The organism is Paenibacillus azoreducens (assembly GCF_021654775.1).
GTDB classification, from domain to species: domain Bacteria; phylum Bacillota; class Bacilli; order Paenibacillales; family Paenibacillaceae; genus Paenibacillus_AQ; species Paenibacillus_AQ azoreducens.
This window is the reverse complement of sequence record NZ_AP025343.1, coordinates 6657342-6672895: the sequence shown is the minus strand read 5'-3', so window position 1 is coordinate 6672895 and position 15554 is coordinate 6657342. Positions and strand designations below refer to the sequence as shown.

The window sequence follows — 15554 nt, the reverse complement described above, 5'->3', positions numbered from 1 at the left end:
TAGTCGGCGTGAAAAAAGGTTTCAAGTCTCTGTTTTCCTTTTTCTCTGAAAGCTGGGCGGAACTCAAAAAAGTTCGCTGGCCTAATCGTAAAGAGCTGACGAATTACACACTGATCGTCCTTGGCACCATTGCATTCGTCACGATTTATTTTTGGGTTCTGGATATCGGCATTTCCGCTGTGATCGAAGCGATTATTTAAGAAGGGTCCAGGGTGGCTTGATATGGAAACAATGGAGAAAAGATGGTATGTTGTTCATACCTATTCCGGGTATGAGAACAAGGTTAAGGCCAATTTGGAAAAACGCGTTGAGTCCATGGGCATGGAAGACAAGATTTTCCGCGTTCTTGTTCCGATGGAAGAAGAAGTGGTGAACAAAGACGGTAAGAAAAAGACCGTCATGAGAAAAGTTTACCCCGGATATGTCTTGGTTGAAATGATCCAGACCGACGATTCTTGGTATGTTGTGCGCAACACGCCAGGGGTTACAGGGTTCGTTGGTTCGACAGGTTCGGGTTCCAAACCGACGCCTTTGCTTCCGGAGGAAGTTGATCAAATCCTGAAGCATATGGGCATGGAAGAACCTAAACCGAAGATCGAATTCGACATTAAGGAATCCGTGCGTATCAAAGTTGGTCCGTTTGCGAATTTTGTGGGCTCCGTGGAAGAAATTCTTGCCGACAAGAGCAAACTCAAAGTTCACGTCAACATGTTTGGACGGGAAACCCCGCTTGAGCTGGATTATACTCAAGTGGAGAAGATATAAATATTTTCTTCAGGTTTCTTGTGGGAGGGGCTATAGGTCCCGTTAACCACTTTTAAGGAGGTGTCTTACATGGCAAAAAAGGTAATCAAAATGGTGAAACTGCAAATTCCTGCAGGGAAAGCGAATCCGGCGCCACCAGTAGGTCCTGCATTGGGTCAAGCAGGTGTCAACATCATGGCATTCTGTAAAGAATTCAACGCGCGTACCGCTGACCAAGCTGGTCTGATTATTCCGGTTGAAATCTCGGTATTTGAAGATCGCTCCTTTACGTTTATCACCAAAACTCCACCGGCTGCAGTTCTGCTTCGCGTAGCTGCAAAAATCGAGAAGGGTTCCGGCGAACCTAACAAGAAAAAGGTGGCAACGGTTAAACGCGACAAGGTTCGTGAAATCGCCGAAACCAAAATGCCTGACCTGAACGCTGCTTCCGTTGAAGCTGCTATGCGTATGGTTGAAGGTACTGCCCGCAGCATGGGTATCAATATCGAAGATTAATTTTTATTTCGGTTTTTCTGCGACAACCGGTCAATGTGACTGGCATATGTGGGAGGAATTTCCGTTAAAACCACAAAGGAGGAACAAACATGGCGAAACATGGTAAGAAATATGTTGAAGCTGCCAAGCTGATTGACAGCGAAGCATTTTACGAGCCAGCAGAAGCCGTTGAGCTTGTGAAAAAGGCTGCGACTGCCAAATTCGACGAAACCGTTGAAGCTGCAGTTCGTTTGGGCGTAGACCCACGTAAACAAGACCAGGCTGTTCGTGGCGTGGTTGTCCTGCCTCACGGCACAGGCAAAACGCAACGTGTACTGGTATTTGCAAAAGGTGATAAAGCGAAAGAAGCGGAAGCGGCTGGCGCGGATTATGTTGGCGATCAAGACATGATCAACAAAATCCAACAAGGCTGGTTCGAATTCGATGTCTGCGTAGCTACACCTGACATGATGAGCGAAGTCGGTAAACTGGGTCGTCTGCTCGGTGGTAAAGGCCTCATGCCTAACCCTAAAGCAGGTACAGTTACATTCGATGTTGCCAAAGCGGTTCAAGAAATCAAAGCTGGTAAAATCGAATACCGTCTGGATAAAGCAGGTCAAATTCACGCTCCAATCGGTAAAGTATCCTTTGATGCCGCAAAATTGAATGAGAACCTCAAAGCTCTCATCGATGCGCTCAACCGTGCTAAACCGGCTGCTGCAAAAGGTGTTTATCTGAAAGGGATCGCTGTATCCTCGACGATGGGACCTAGTGCACGCGTGAACACAGCTTCTTTCAGATAAGAAAATAACGTTGACTTATGTCGCGTTATCTGATAATCTGTAAAAGTTGTTGTGAGATTGACCATTAAAGTTGAATATGCTTACCGTAGACAGTAGGTGCCCCTAAAGGCTTAATTTCCTACCGAGGTGTTGTGATAGAATATAGATGATTGCTTTGAAGTGATTTCGGACAATCGTTATTCATCAGGCCTTCGTGATTCTACGGAGGCTTTTTACTTGCCTAGAATCAGTAAAGGATGGGGGACGGCTTGTTCCTCATCCAGTAATGGTCCGGTGCTCCCCGGATGCCGGACAGCGAAACTTTCAGGAGGTGTAGACATTGGCAAACGCAAAAGTGATTCAAGCGAAACAAGAATCCGTAGATGCCATAACGGCTAAATTGCGCGGAAGCGCAACGACCGTTGTAGCTGACTACCGTGGATTGAACGTTTCCCAAGTAACCGAACTGCGTAAGCAGCTTCGCGAAGCTGGCGTTGAATTCCAGGTGCTTAAAAACACATTGCTGCGCCGCGCTACCGCTGCTGCTGAGCTGACAGAACTGAACGAAGTATTGACCGGTCCTACAGCGATTGCTTTCAGTGCGGAAGACGCCGTGGCTCCAGCTAAAATCCTTAACGATTTTGCTAAGAAAAACGAGGCTTTGAAATTGAAAGGTGGCGTGGTCGAAGGCCGTGTAGTTGGCGTTGACCAAGTAAAAGCGCTGGCAGAACTGCCATCCCGCGAAGGTCTCCTTTCCATGCTCCTCAGCGTGCTTCAAGCTCCTGTGCGCAACTTCGCGCTTGCAGTTAAAGCCGTTGCAGAGAAAGAAGAACAAGGCGCGTAAGCACCTGCTTCTTCATGCAGTATGAAGTAAAACACTAAAAAATTTTAATTATAAAATGGAGGTTCAACCATGAGTAAAGAGCAAATCTTGGAAGCAATCAAAGGCATGTCTGTTTTGGAACTGAACGATCTGGTTAAAGCAATCGAAGAAGAATTCGGCGTAACTGCTGCAGCTCCGGTTGCTGTAGTAGGCGGCGCAGCTGGCGGCGCTGAAGCAGCTGAGCAAACAGAATTCGACGTAATTCTGGCTAGCGCTGGCGCTTCCAAAATCAACGTTATCAAAGCGGTTCGCGAAATCACTGGCCTCGGCTTGAAAGAAGCTAAAGACCTCGTTGACAACGCACCAAAACCACTGAAAGAAAAAGTGGGTAAAGAAGAAGCTGACTCCATCAAAGCTAAGTTGGAAGAAGCAGGCGCTACTGTAGAAGTGAAGTAATTCCTTCTAAAGCAGCTTTAAACATAACAAACCCCTTGAATTTCTCAAGGGGTTTGTTTTTGTAAAAACGCTCCTCCCGCAGGATTGAATTCGATACGGATGGGAGAGGCTGTAATAAGAAACACGTCTATCAACGTACATCTAAGAAACGAGGGCCGCATTTAGCGGATGTTTTTCTTGCGATTATAGAATTGCTTAAGCTCTGCTTAAAACTTATAAATTCTATAATCTTAATATAACCGATGATACGGAGGGAGATCATGTCGCAGCACTATTATTCAAGCCAGCCGGAAGCGAGCCATGACCGGCGCTATTTGGATGAACATCTACGCGGTCAGGTTTTGAGGTTCGTCAGCGATGCCGGCGTGTTTTCCAAAAAGGGCGTGGACTATGGCAGCAAGGTGCTGATCGAGGCGATGGAAATTCCGGAGCATGCGGAAGTTTTGGATGTGGGCTGCGGCTACGGTCCGATTGGTTTAGCGGCTGCGAAGCTTGCCGCCGGCGGTCATGTGACCATGCTTGATGTGAACTCCCGTGCGGTGGAATTGGCCAAAGAAAATGCAAAACTGAACGGTATCTCAAACGTAACGATTCTCGAGAGCGATTTGTTTGCGGGCGTTGCAGGGAAGAACTTTGACGTCGTGCTCAGCAATCCGCCGATCCGTGCCGGGAAACAAACGGTGCATTCCATTTTCGAGCAAGCTTACGCGCATTTGCGGGATGGAGGAGCACTGTGGATTGTCATTCAGAAAAAACAAGGGGCGCCTTCGGCTAAAGCCAAACTGGAAGACTTGTTCGGGCAGGTGGAGGAAGTAACGAAGGATAAAGGCTACCGCATTTTCAAGGCCGTAAAAATTTCGAAATAATGTGCAACAGAGCTATTGACTTGAAAATACTGATATGGTATTATTGTAAAATGTCAGTATTAGGATAGGCTTCTTGTCTTTAGTTGACTGAAATGTCAATAGTTTTTATGCGGGGAGATGCATAAACAAGACCATGTTCACGTATAATATGTACATTTTGGGCAAATCTACAGGATATGAAGCCGCATCTATGTTTAGCTAGAAAGACCATGGATAAGTTGCTCTTTGTTCGAAAGCATTCGGGTGAGGGCTTTTCTTTATTTGTGGATGAATCCTCTATATGAATCCATTATAAGGTTCCAAACAGAGGTTCGCAATCAATTTTTGAAGTAAGTAGACATGAGGGGTGAGTTAAAGTTGGCAGGACATCTTGTTCAGTATGGTCGACGCACTCGGCGAAGTTATGCGCGAATTAATGAAGTACTTGAGGTTCCGAACCTGATCGAAATCCAACAAAAATCATACGAATGGTTTTTGGAGGAAGGATTGCGCGAAATGTTCCAGGATATCTCGCCAATTCAGGATTTTACGGGAAATTTGGTGCTGGAGTTCATTGACTACAGTCTTGGTGAACCAAAATACACCGTCGATGACGCGAAGGAACGCGACGTAACGTATGCGGCGCCTTTGCGGGTGAAAGTACGGCTCATCAACAAAGAAACCGGAGAAGTCAAAGAACAGGAAGTATTCATGGGCGATTTCCCGCTGATGACGGAGACCGGTACGTTTATTATCAATGGCGCAGAACGGGTCATTGTCAGCCAGTTGGTACGCTCTCCTAGCGTCTACTTCAGCACGAAAGTCGATAAAAACGGCAAGAAGACATATACTGCGACGGTCATTCCGAACCGCGGTGCATGGCTGGAACTGGAGACGGATGCGAAGGACATCATGTATGTCCGTATTGACCGCACCCGTAAAATTCCGGTTACCGTTTTGCTGAGAGCGCTTGGTTTCGGCAGCGACGCCGAAATTTTGGACCTGCTTGGCAACGACGAATATATCCGCAATACGCTGGACAAAGACAATACCGATTCTACTGAAAAAGCGCTCATTGAGATATATGAACGCCTTCGTCCGGGCGAACCGCCTACGCTGGATAATGCGAAAAGTCTCCTCGTAGCGCGTTTCTTTGATCCTAAACGATATGATTTGGCCAATGTCGGCCGTTATAAAATTAATAAAAAGCTTCACATTAAGAACCGCCTCTTTAACCAACGTCTTGCCGAATCGCTGATCGACACCCAGACGGGTGAAATTATCGCTGAAGCCGGACAAATGGTGGATCGCCGTTTGCTTGATGAGATTATGCCTCATCTGGATACGATGGTTGGTCACAAAACCTATCACGTTGCTAACGGTGTGCTGGATGCGGTCGATATTCCGCTGCAAACTATCGACATATTCTCGCCGATCGAAGACGGGAAAGTCGTTAAAGTTATCGCGAACGGCAACATCGATAAATCGGTGAAGCATATTACGCCTGCTGATATTATTTCCTCGATCAGCTACTTTATTAATTTGCTGCATGGCATCGGCAACACGGATGACATTGACCATTTGGGCAACCGTCGTCTGCGTTCCGTAGGCGAACTGCTGCAAAACCAATTCCGTATCGGGCTTTCCCGTATGGAACGCGTTGTACGCGAAAGAATGTCGATTCAGGATGCGAACGTGATTACGCCGCAAGCGCTGATCAATATCCGTCCTGTAATCGCATCGATTAAAGAATTCTTCGGAAGTTCCCAGCTTTCGCAGTTTATGGACCAAACGAATCCGCTTGCCGAGCTGACGCATAAACGCCGTTTGTCTGCACTCGGTCCAGGCGGTTTGACCCGTGAGCGTGCAGGCTTTGAAGTCCGCGACGTCCACCACAGTCACTACGGCCGGATGTGTCCGATCGAAACGCCGGAAGGTCCGAACATCGGTTTGATCAACTCCTTGTCAACATTTGCCCGTATCAACGAGTATGGCTTCATTGAAGCTCCTTACCGTTGGGTAGATCCGAAGACGGGTGTCGTTACCGATCATATCGACTACCTGACGGCTGATGAAGAAGACAATTACGTTGTTGCCCAGGCGAATGCGAAGCTTAATGAAGACGGAACGTTTGCGGAAGAAATGGTTATCGTCCGTTATAACAAACAGTCCGACAACATTTTGCCGATGCCGAGCGATCGCGTCGATTACATGGACGTTTCTCCAAAACAGGTTGTATCCGTTGCGACGGCGCTCATTCCGTTCCTCGAAAACGATGACTCCAACCGCGCGTTGATGGGTTCGAACATGCAGCGTCAAGCAGTGCCGCTCCTTGTGCCTAAAGCTCCGCTGGTCGGAACCGGCATGGAACACAAGTCTGCGAAGGATTCGGGCGTATGTATCGTTTCCAAGCATGACGGCATTGTGGAACGTTCGAGCGCGGACGAAATCTGGGTGCGCCGGATCGAAACCATTGACGGCAAAGAGGTCAAGGGCGATATCGTTAAACATAAATTACACAAATTTATGCGTTCTAACCAAGGAACATGCATTAACCAGCGCCCGATCATTAAAAAAGGCGAAATTGTGAAGAAAGGTGACATCCTGGCTGACGGACCTTCCACCGAGATGGGCGAACTCGCCCTGGGCCGCAACGTCGTCGTTGCGTTTATGACCTGGGAAGGCTACAACTACGAGGATGCGATCCTGCTGAGCGAAAAGTTGGTTAAAGAGGATGTGTACACTTCGATTCACATCGAAGAATACGAGTCCGAAGCGCGAGATACCAAACTTGGACCTGAAGAAATCACCCGCGATATTCCAAACGTAGGTGAAGATGCGCTCAAGAACCTTGATGAGCGCGGCATTATCCGCATCGGTGCGGAAATCAGCGCCGGCGACATCCTGGTTGGTAAAGTAACGCCAAAAGGCGTGACGGAACTGACTGCGGAAGAACGTCTCCTGCATGCGATTTTCGGCGAGAAAGCCCGCGAAGTTCGCGATACATCCCTGCGCGTGCCGCATGGTAGCGACGGGATTATCGTTGACGTTAAAGTATTTACCCGCGAGAACGGCGATGAGCTGCCTCCTGGCGTAAATCAACTGGTTCGCGTCTACATCGCTCAGAAACGCAAAATCTCTGAGGGTGACAAAATGGCCGGACGTCACGGTAACAAAGGGGTTGTGGCCCGGATCCTTCCGGAAGAAGATATGCCGTTCCTGCCGGACGGTACGCCTGTACAGGTCGTGCTGAATCCGCTCGGCGTCCCTTCACGGATGAACATCGGGCAGGTACTCGAAGTCCATCTGGGCTTTGCGGCCATGCAGCTTGGCATTCACGTGGCAACGCCGGTATTCGACGGTGCCAGCGAATATGACGTGTTTGACACGATGGAAGAAGCAGGCATGCAGCGCAACGGTAAAACCGTGCTGTATGACGGACGTACCGGGGAAAGATTTGAACGTGAAGTTACGGTCGGCGTCATGCACATGATTAAACTGGCGCACATGGTTGACGATAAAATCCATGCCCGTTCGACTGGTCCTTACTCTCTCGTTACGCAGCAGCCTCTGGGTGGTAAAGCTCAGTTCGGCGGCCAGCGCTTCGGTGAGATGGAAGTGTGGGCGCTGGAAGCTTACGGCGCAGCATATACGCTGCAGGAAATCCTCACCGTCAAATCCGACGACGTGGTCGGCCGGGTGAAGACGTACGAATCCATCGTCAAGGGCGAGAACGTTCCGGAACCGGGTGTTCCTGAATCGTTCAAGGTCTTGATCAAAGAGCTTCAGTCTCTGGGCATGGATGTGAAGATCCTGAGCGGCGACGAGCAGGAAATCGAGATGAAAGAGCTCGATGATGAAGATGAGACTGCAGGCGATAAGCTGAGCCTCAATCTGGAAGGCGCGGAAGTCGGAGCGGAATAAGTTCGTGATTGATCGGCGGACGGGGTTAACCCGTCTGCCTCATTCTCGGATTAAAACAATAGGACTAGGAGGGTTGCTCCTTGTTGGACGTAAACAATTTCGAATTCATGAAAATCGGGCTTGCATCCCCGGAAAAAATTCGTTCATGGTCCCGCGGAGAAGTAAAGAAACCGGAAACCATCAATTACCGTACGCTGAAACCGGAGAAGGAGGGCCTGTTCTGCGAACGGATTTTTGGACCGCAAAAAGACTGGGAATGCCATTGCGGCAAATATAAGCGCGTCCGTTACAAAGGCGTTGTCTGCGACCGCTGCGGCGTCGAAGTGACCCGCGCAAAGGTGCGCCGCGAACGGATGGGCCATATCGAGCTGGCAGCTCCTGTATCCCATATCTGGTACTTTAAAGGCATTCCGAGCCGTATGGGTCTCGCTTTGGATATGTCTCCAAGATCTCTGGAAGAGATCATTTACTTTGCATCTTATGTTGTAACCGATCCAGGAGATACGCCTCTGGAAAAGAAACAACTGTTGTCTGAAAAAGAATACCGCAGCTACCGTGAAAAATACGGCTACGGATTCCAGGCAGGCATGGGCGCCGAAGCTATCAAAAAACTCCTTCAGGATCTGGATGTCGAAAAAGAACTCGAGTTCCTGAAAGAAGAGCTTCGCACCGCTCAAGGCCAACGCCGCAACCGTGCGATCAAACGCCTTGAAGTTATCGAGGCCTTCCGCAATTCCGGCAATAAGCCTGAATGGATGATCATGGACGTCCTGCCGGTTATTCCTCCGGAACTTCGTCCGATGGTACAGTTGGACGGCGGACGTTTTGCCACGTCTGACCTGAATGACCTGTATCGTCGCGTGATCAACCGTAACAACCGTCTGAAACGCCTGCTTGACCTGGGCGCTCCGGACATTATCGTGCAAAACGAAAAACGGATGCTGCAGGAGGCGGTAGACGCCTTGATCGACAACGGCCGCCGCGGTCGTCCTGTTACGGGTCCAGGCAACCGTCCGCTGAAATCCCTCAGCCACATGCTGAAAGGTAAGCAGGGGCGTTTCCGTCAAAACCTGCTCGGTAAACGCGTTGACTACTCCGGTCGTTCCGTTATCGTCGTTGGACCGTACCTGAAAATGTATCAATGCGGTCTGCCGAAGAAAATGGCCTTGGAGCTGTTTAAACCGTTTGTCATGAAAGAACTGGTCAACAAAGGCCTTGCTCATAACATCAAGAGCGCGAAACGCAAAGTTGAACGCGTAAGCCCGGAAGTATGGGATGTGCTCGAAGAAGTCATCAAAGAACATCCGGTGCTTCTGAACCGTGCTCCGACGCTTCACCGTTTGGGTATTCAAGCGTTCGAACCGATTCTGGTTGAAGGACACGCGATTCGTCTGCATCCGCTCGTATGTACGGCTTACAACGCCGACTTCGACGGTGACCAAATGGCGGTTCACGTTCCGCTGTCTGCGGAAGCGCAGGCTGAAGCTCGCATTCTGATGCTGGCATCCGGCAACATCCTGAACCCTAAAGACGGTAAACCGGTCGTTACCCCATCCCAGGATATGGTTCTTGGTTCCTTCTATCTGACAATGGATAACAAAGAGGAAAAAGGATCCGGCATGATTTTGGGTTCGGTCAACGAAGCGGTATCCGCTTACCAGCGCGGATCGGCAGGTTTGCATGCGCGCGTTGCCATTCCGGTTAAAGCGCTCGGCAAAACATGCTTTACGGAAAAACAACAAAACGCAATGCTTTTGACGACCGTTGGACGCATCATTTTCAACGAAATTTTCCCAAGCAGCTTCCCATACATTAACGAAGCAACCCGCGACAATCTGTTCAACGGTACGCCTGAGAAATATTTCGTATATGACAAAGGTGCGGACATTCGTGAGCGCATGAACGAATTGCCAGTCAGCAGCGCCGTCGGCAAAGAATATCTGGGGCAAATCATCGCCCGCTGCTTCGAAATTTACCATACGACGGAAACTTCCGTTATTTTGGATAAAATCAAACAGCTCGGGTTCACATACTCCACCCGTGCCGGTGTAACGGTTGCGGTAGCGGACGTTATCGTTCCTGACGAAAAACAAGAGATTTTGAAAGAGTCCGAGGAGAAAGTATCGGTTGTAACCAACCAATACCGCCGCGGTCTGATTACGAACGAAGAACGGTACGACCGGGTTATCGACATCTGGTCCAAAGCCAAAGACGATATTACGGAAGTGCTCATGAAATCGATGGATCGCTTCAATTCCATCATGCTCATGGTCGACTCCAAAGCACGGGGTAACAAATCGCAGATCACCCAGCTGGGCGGTATGCGGGGTCTGATGGCCAACCCGTCGGGCCGGATTATCGAACTCCCAATCAAATCGAACTTCCGTGAAGGACTGACAGTCCTCGAGTACTTCCTGTCCACACACGGGGCCCGGAAAGGTCTGGCGGATACGGCGCTTCGTACGGCTGACTCGGGTTACCTGACCCGTCGTCTGGTTGACGTTGCGCAAGACGTGATCGTGCGTGAGGAAGATTGCGGTACGGATAAAGGTTTCACAGTCAGCCGGATTCAAGACGGTAAAGAGGTTATCGAGGATCTTTACGATCGTATCGAAGGCCGCTATTGTTTCGAAACGGTCCGCCATCCGGAAACCAAAGAAATTTTGGTTAACCGCAATGAACTGATCGACTCTGATAAAGCAAACTTGATCGTAGATTCGGGTGTAACCAAGCTGCAAATCCGTTCCGTTCTTAGCTGCCGCGCTCGTCATGGCGTATGTAAGAAATGTTACGGACGCAACCTGGCTACCGGCAAATTCGTCGAAATTGGCGAAGCAGTCGGCATTATCGCTGCGCAATCCATCGGTGAACCGGGAACCCAGCTTACCATGCGTACGTTCCACACCGGCGGTGTAGCCGGCGACGACATCACGCAAGGTCTTCCGCGTATTCAGGAGCTGTTTGAAGCCCGTAATCCGAAAGGTCAGGCAACAATCAGTGAAATCGACGGTATCGTCAAGGAAATTCGCGAAGCGAAAGACCGCCGCGAGATCGAAATTCAAGGCGAAGCCGAAACCAAGGTTTATTCCGTCACTTACGGTTCCCGTTTGCGCGTACAAGAGGGAATGGAAATCGAAGCAGGCGACGAGTTGACCGAAGGTTCGATTGACCCTAAAGAAATGCTGCGCATCAAAGGGATCCGCGGCGTGCAGAACTACATCCTTCAGGAAGTTCAGCGCGTATACCGGAACCAGGGCGTAGAAATCAACGACAAACACGTTGAAGTTATGATCAAACAGATGCTGCGTAAAATCCGTATCGTCGATGCGGGAGATACAACGCTTCTGCCAGGATCCTTCACCGATATTTACGACTACGAGGCAGCCAACAAGGAAGCGATCCTTTCAGGCAAGGAACCGGCCGTGGCCAAACCTGTCCTGCTCGGGATTACCAAAGCTTCCCTGGAGACAGACTCGTTCCTGTCCGCCGCTTCCTTCCAGGAAACGACGCGCGTGCTGACCGACGCCGCCATCAAAGGCAAAGTCGACCAGCTGCTCGGCCTGAAGGAAAATGTCATTATCGGTAAGCTGATTCCTGCGGGTACCGGTATGAACCGTTACCGCAATGTCAGATTCGATAATCCGAACGAGGAAACGGACAGCGAAAAGGAATTGGAAACTGCAACGGTAGAATGATGCAAGAGATAGGAAAGCAACTTGCGGGGCGGCAGGCGGAGCCTGCTGTTCCCGCAGGAGCTTTTCAATGATTTTCCTAGTGAAATTTAATAGCTGAACTTCTTGACATCGGCCTGCGCAGGTGCTAATATAGCAAAGGTGCGTGAGTAGCAACATCCCTGTGCTTTTGGAGGAATCGTAATGATGTCTAATGAAAAAGGATTACAGGATGCTCATGTAAAAATCGGGGCCAAACAAACCATGAAGCTTGTGGAGTTAGACCAAGCCGCTGAAGTATATGTGGCTGAGGATGCGGAATTCCGGCTCATTTCAAAGATTGAAAGTTTGTGTGATAAACACGGCGTGAAGATCACCTATGTGGACACCATGCAGCATTTGGGGAAAGCATGCGGGATTGAAGTGGGTGCAGCGATGGCTGCCATCGTGAAACCATAGTGATATGGCATGAACGCGAGTTCGACAATTTCAATTCGTAAGAAACGTTTTTGTTAGAGAAGATCAACTTCTCTCGGCAAAAACTTTTCATTTGTTCTTTTATGAACCGCCTGGGTCTGTGGACTTAAAAAGAGGTTTGTAAGGAGAATGATTAATCTGGGAAGGGGGTGGCTAACATGCCAACAATTAACCAACTGGTTCGCAAAGGACGTCAAGCAAAAATCTACAAATCGAAATCCCCTGCATTGCAGAAAGGATATAACGCTTTGAAGCGTGAAGATACGGATTTGAGCGCTCCTCAAAAACGTGGTGTCTGCACCCGTGTAGGTACAATGACTCCGAAAAAACCGAACTCCGCACTTCGTAAATATGCCCGTGTTCGCTTGACGAACCGCATTGAGGTGACAGCTTACATTCCGGGGATCGGACATAACCTGCAAGAGCACAGCGTGGTATTGGTTCGCGGTGGACGGGTAAAAGACCTTCCGGGTGTACGTTACCATATCGTTCGCGGCGCACTTGATACTGCAGGCGTGAACAACCGTATGCAGGCTCGTTCCAAATACGGCGCTAAGCGTCCAAAAGCTAAAAAATAAAGCGAATTCGCTTTGGAATTCATGACGTAAGAAAGGGGGATATCCATGCCACGCAAAGGTCCAGTTGCCAAAAGAGACGTGCTGCCAGATCCGGTGTACAACAGCAAGCTGGTTACTCGTCTGATCAACCGCATTATGCTGGATGGTAAAAGAGGTGTTGCTCAAAGCATTCTTTACAATTCGTTCAACCTGATTCAAGAACGTACAGGTAAAGATCCTATGGAAGTATTTGAAGCGGCAATCAAAAATATCATGCCAGTACTGGAAGTTAAAGCTCGCCGTGTCGGTGGTGCTAACTACCAGGTGCCTATCGAAGTAAAACCAGAGAGACGTACTGCTCTCGGACTTCGTTGGCTCGTAAACTACTCCCGCAGCCGCGGTGAGAAAACGATGGAAGAGCGTTTGGCGGCAGAAATCATTGATGCTTCCAATAACACAGGCGCTTCCGTTAAGAAACGCGAAGATACACACAAAATGGCTGAAGCGAACAAAGCGTTTGCACACTACCGCTGGTAGGATTCAGCTCAAAATATTACACTTCAATTTTGAAGGGAGACTATTTCATGGCAAGAGAGTTCTCCTTGAAAAATACACGTAATATCGGGATCATGGCGCATATTGACGCTGGTAAAACGACCACCACAGAGCGGATCTTGTTCTACACAGGCCGTACGCACAAAATCGGTGAAGTTCACGAAGGTGCGGCAACGATGGACTGGATGGAGCAGGAACAGGAGCGCGGGATCACGATTACTTCCGCTGCGACGACCGCTTCTTGGAAAGGTCACCGCGTAAATATTATTGACACCCCGGGGCACGTTGACTTCACTGTTGAAGTTGAACGTTCCCTTCGTGTATTGGATGGGGCAGTAGGTGTTTTCAGTGCGAAAGAGGGCGTTGAGCCTCAGTCTGAAACCGTATGGAGACAGGCTGACCGTTACGGCGTACCACGGATCGCATATGTAAACAAAATGGATATTATCGGTGCCGACTATCTGAACGTCGTTAACGACATGCGCGATCGTCTGCAAGCGAACGCAGTAGCGATTCAATTGCCGATCGGCGCAGAAAACGACTTCAGAGGCATCATCGACCTGATCGAACAAAAAGCTTATATGTACAAAGACGATCTGGGTCAAAACATCGAAGAAACTGAAGTTCCGGCTGAGTTCAAAGACAAAGTCGAAGAGCTTCGCGCTGAACTGATCGAGAAGGTTGCGGAACTCGACGAAGATTTGACGATGAAGTATCTGGAAGGTGAAGAAATCACCGTTCCTGAACTGAAAGCAGCACTTCGTAAAGGTGTTGTAGAAGTTAAGATCTTCCCGGTTGTCTGCGGCTCTTCTTACCGCAACAAAGGGGTTCAGCTTGTGCTGGACGCTGTTGTTGATTACTTGCCTGCTCCTACGGACGTTCCTTCGATCCAGGGTCATCTTGAGGACGGATCCGAAGTTGAACGCCACTCTTCCGACGAAGAGCCGTTTTCGGCTTTGGCATTTAAAATCATGACAGACCCTTATGTTGGTAAATTGACATTCTTCCGCGTATATTCCGGTATTCTTCAATCCGGATCTTACGTATTGAATGCTACCAAAGGCAAACGTGAACGGATTGGCCGTATTCTTCAAATGCATGCGAACAGCCGTCAAGAAATCACTGAAGTTCACGCTGGTGATATCGCGGCTGCCGTAGGTTTGAAAGATACGGGCACAGGCGACACGCTTTGTGACGAAAAGGCTCCGGTAATCCTCGAATCGATGAACTTCCCTGAGCCGGTTATCGAGATTGCCGTTGAACCTAAAACCAAAGCCGACCAAGATAAAATGGGCGTTGCTTTGGGCAAATTGACAGAAGAAGATCCTACGCTGCGTGCTCATACAGATGAAGAAACCGGCCAAACAATCTTGGCTGGTATGGGTGAGCTTCACCTCGACATCATCATTGACCGTATGCGTCGTGAATTCAAGGTAGACACCAACGTGGGTAAACCACAGGTTGCTTACCGCGAAACCTTCCGTCAACCAGCTCGCGTCGAAGGTAAATTCGTACGTCAATCCGGTGGTCGTGGTCAATACGGTCACGTTTGGGTTGAATTCGAACCTCTCGAAGCTGGTACCGGCAGCCAATTCGACAGCAAAATCGTCGGTGGTGCGGTACCAAGAGAATACATTCAGCCTGCACTGAATGGTATCGAGGAAGCCATGAAGAATGGTGTACTCGCCGGCTTCCCGCTTGTAGACATTAAAGCTACAATCGTAGACGGTTCCTACCATGATGTCGACTCCAATGAAATGGCGTTTAAGATTGCCGGTTCCATGGCGCTTAAAGCAGCTAAGGACAAATGTAGTCCTGTTCTGCTCGAGCCAATCATGAAAGTCGAAGTTACGGTCCCTGAAGAATACATGGGCGACGTAATGGGTATGCTGAACTCCCGCCGTGGACGCATCGAAGGTATGGATTCCCGTTCCGGCGCTCAAATTATCCGTGCGAAGGTGCCTCTGTCCGAAATGTTCGGATACTCGACGACGCTTCGTTCCGGTACCCAAGGACGCGGCGTGTTCTCCATGGTAATCTCCCACTACGAAGAGGTTCCTAAGAACATCGCTGAAGAGATTATCTCCAAGTCCAAAGGCACTGCCGAATAAGGATTTCGACGTTTTAAAAGTCTGGCCGGATAACAACATCCAAGATATCCTGCATAAATGCCGGCCAGCATAAACATACAACTATTTATTTCATTTAAGGAGGAATTGTTCAAA

Annotated in this window: 13 protein-coding genes and 1 other annotated feature; all 13 genes read left to right on the top strand. The window is 49.2% G+C overall.

Annotated elements, in window-relative coordinates:
- The first annotated feature begins 8 nt into the window (after window positions 1–8).
- The 13 genes from secE (at window position 9) to fusA (ending at window position 15440) form a co-directional block, all read left to right on the top strand.
- The gene (secE, locus tag L6442_RS30045) at window positions 9–200 is read left to right on the top strand and encodes a preprotein translocase subunit SecE (RefSeq protein ID WP_194234524.1); all 192 of its coding nucleotides are present in this window, start codon (window positions 9–11) and stop codon (window positions 198–200) included.
- A gap of 31 nt (window positions 201–231) precedes the next feature.
- Window positions 232–765: a transcription termination/antitermination protein NusG gene (gene nusG / locus L6442_RS30040; protein WP_036712536.1), complete on the top strand. Its 534-nt coding sequence runs from the start codon at window positions 232–234 to the stop codon at window positions 763–765.
- A gap of 69 nt (window positions 766–834) precedes the next feature.
- Window positions 835–1260: a 50S ribosomal protein L11 gene (rplK, locus tag L6442_RS30035; RefSeq protein ID WP_212980818.1), complete on the top strand. Its 426-nt coding sequence runs from the start codon at window positions 835–837 to the stop codon at window positions 1258–1260.
- 89 nt (window positions 1261–1349) lie between these two features.
- The gene (gene rplA, locus L6442_RS30030) at window positions 1350–2042 is read left to right on the top strand and encodes a 50S ribosomal protein L1 (RefSeq protein ID WP_194234526.1); all 693 of its coding nucleotides are present in this window, start codon (window positions 1350–1352) and stop codon (window positions 2040–2042) included.
- A gap of 65 nt (window positions 2043–2107) precedes the next feature.
- Window positions 2108–2266, top strand: a sequence feature (ribosomal protein L10 leader region).
- A gap of 95 nt (window positions 2267–2361) precedes the next feature.
- Window positions 2362–2865, top strand: a complete 504-nt coding sequence (gene rplJ / locus L6442_RS30025; RefSeq protein WP_194234527.1) for a 50S ribosomal protein L10 — start codon at window positions 2362–2364, stop codon at window positions 2863–2865.
- Window positions 2866–2934: 69 nt separating this feature from the next.
- Window positions 2935–3300, top strand: a complete 366-nt coding sequence (rplL, locus tag L6442_RS30020) for a 50S ribosomal protein L7/L12 (RefSeq protein ID WP_194234528.1) — start codon at window positions 2935–2937, stop codon at window positions 3298–3300.
- Between the two features lie 260 nt (window positions 3301–3560).
- Entirely contained in the window at window positions 3561–4166 is a 606-nt protein-coding gene (locus L6442_RS30015) for a class I SAM-dependent methyltransferase (RefSeq protein ID WP_212980819.1), read from the top strand.
- 357 nt (window positions 4167–4523) lie between these two features.
- The gene (rpoB, locus tag L6442_RS30010; protein WP_212980820.1) at window positions 4524–8069 is read left to right on the top strand and encodes a DNA-directed RNA polymerase subunit beta; all 3546 of its coding nucleotides are present in this window, start codon (window positions 4524–4526) and stop codon (window positions 8067–8069) included.
- A gap of 80 nt (window positions 8070–8149) precedes the next feature.
- On the top strand, window positions 8150–11764 hold the full coding sequence (gene rpoC / locus L6442_RS30005; RefSeq protein ID WP_212980821.1) for a DNA-directed RNA polymerase subunit beta': 3615 nt from the start codon (window positions 8150–8152) through the stop codon (window positions 11762–11764).
- A 183-nt stretch (window positions 11765–11947) separates the two neighbouring features.
- Window positions 11948–12199 (top strand): ribosomal L7Ae/L30e/S12e/Gadd45 family protein, encoded by a 252-nt coding sequence (locus L6442_RS30000; protein WP_212980838.1) that lies wholly within the window; start codon window positions 11948–11950, stop codon window positions 12197–12199.
- Window positions 12200–12375: 176 nt separating this feature from the next.
- Window positions 12376–12795 (top strand): 30S ribosomal protein S12, encoded by a 420-nt coding sequence (gene rpsL, locus L6442_RS29995; RefSeq protein ID WP_036712553.1) that lies wholly within the window; start codon window positions 12376–12378, stop codon window positions 12793–12795.
- A 45-nt stretch (window positions 12796–12840) separates the two neighbouring features.
- Window positions 12841–13311, top strand: a complete 471-nt coding sequence (gene rpsG, locus L6442_RS29990; protein WP_194234532.1) for a 30S ribosomal protein S7 — start codon at window positions 12841–12843, stop codon at window positions 13309–13311.
- A 47-nt stretch (window positions 13312–13358) separates the two neighbouring features.
- Window positions 13359–15440, top strand: coding sequence for an elongation factor G (gene fusA / locus L6442_RS29985; protein ID WP_194234533.1), 2082 nt, complete (start codon window positions 13359–13361; stop codon window positions 15438–15440).
- Window positions 15441–15554 lie beyond the last annotated feature (114 nt).

What these genes read in the sequence shown, in the direction of transcription:
- rpsL (WP_036712553.1), top strand. Translation starts at nt 12,376, where the DNA reads ATGCCAACAATTAACCAACTGGTTCGCAAAGGACGTCAAGCAAAAATC.
- L6442_RS30000 (WP_212980838.1), top strand. Translation starts at nt 11,948, where the DNA reads ATGTCTAATGAAAAAGGATTACAGGATGCTCATGTAAAAATCGGGGCC.
- rpsG (WP_194234532.1), top strand. Translation starts at nt 12,841, where the DNA reads ATGCCACGCAAAGGTCCAGTTGCCAAAAGAGACGTGCTGCCAGATCCG.
- fusA (WP_194234533.1), top strand. Translation starts at nt 13,359, where the DNA reads ATGGCAAGAGAGTTCTCCTTGAAAAATACACGTAATATCGGGATCATG.
- rplK (WP_212980818.1), top strand. Translation starts at nt 835, where the DNA reads ATGGCAAAAAAGGTAATCAAAATGGTGAAACTGCAAATTCCTGCAGGG.
- rplA (WP_194234526.1), top strand. Translation starts at nt 1,350, where the DNA reads ATGGCGAAACATGGTAAGAAATATGTTGAAGCTGCCAAGCTGATTGAC.
- rplL (WP_194234528.1), top strand. Translation starts at nt 2,935, where the DNA reads ATGAGTAAAGAGCAAATCTTGGAAGCAATCAAAGGCATGTCTGTTTTG.
- nusG (WP_036712536.1), top strand. Translation starts at nt 232, where the DNA reads ATGGAGAAAAGATGGTATGTTGTTCATACCTATTCCGGGTATGAGAAC.
- L6442_RS30015 (WP_212980819.1), top strand. Translation starts at nt 3,561, where the DNA reads ATGTCGCAGCACTATTATTCAAGCCAGCCGGAAGCGAGCCATGACCGG.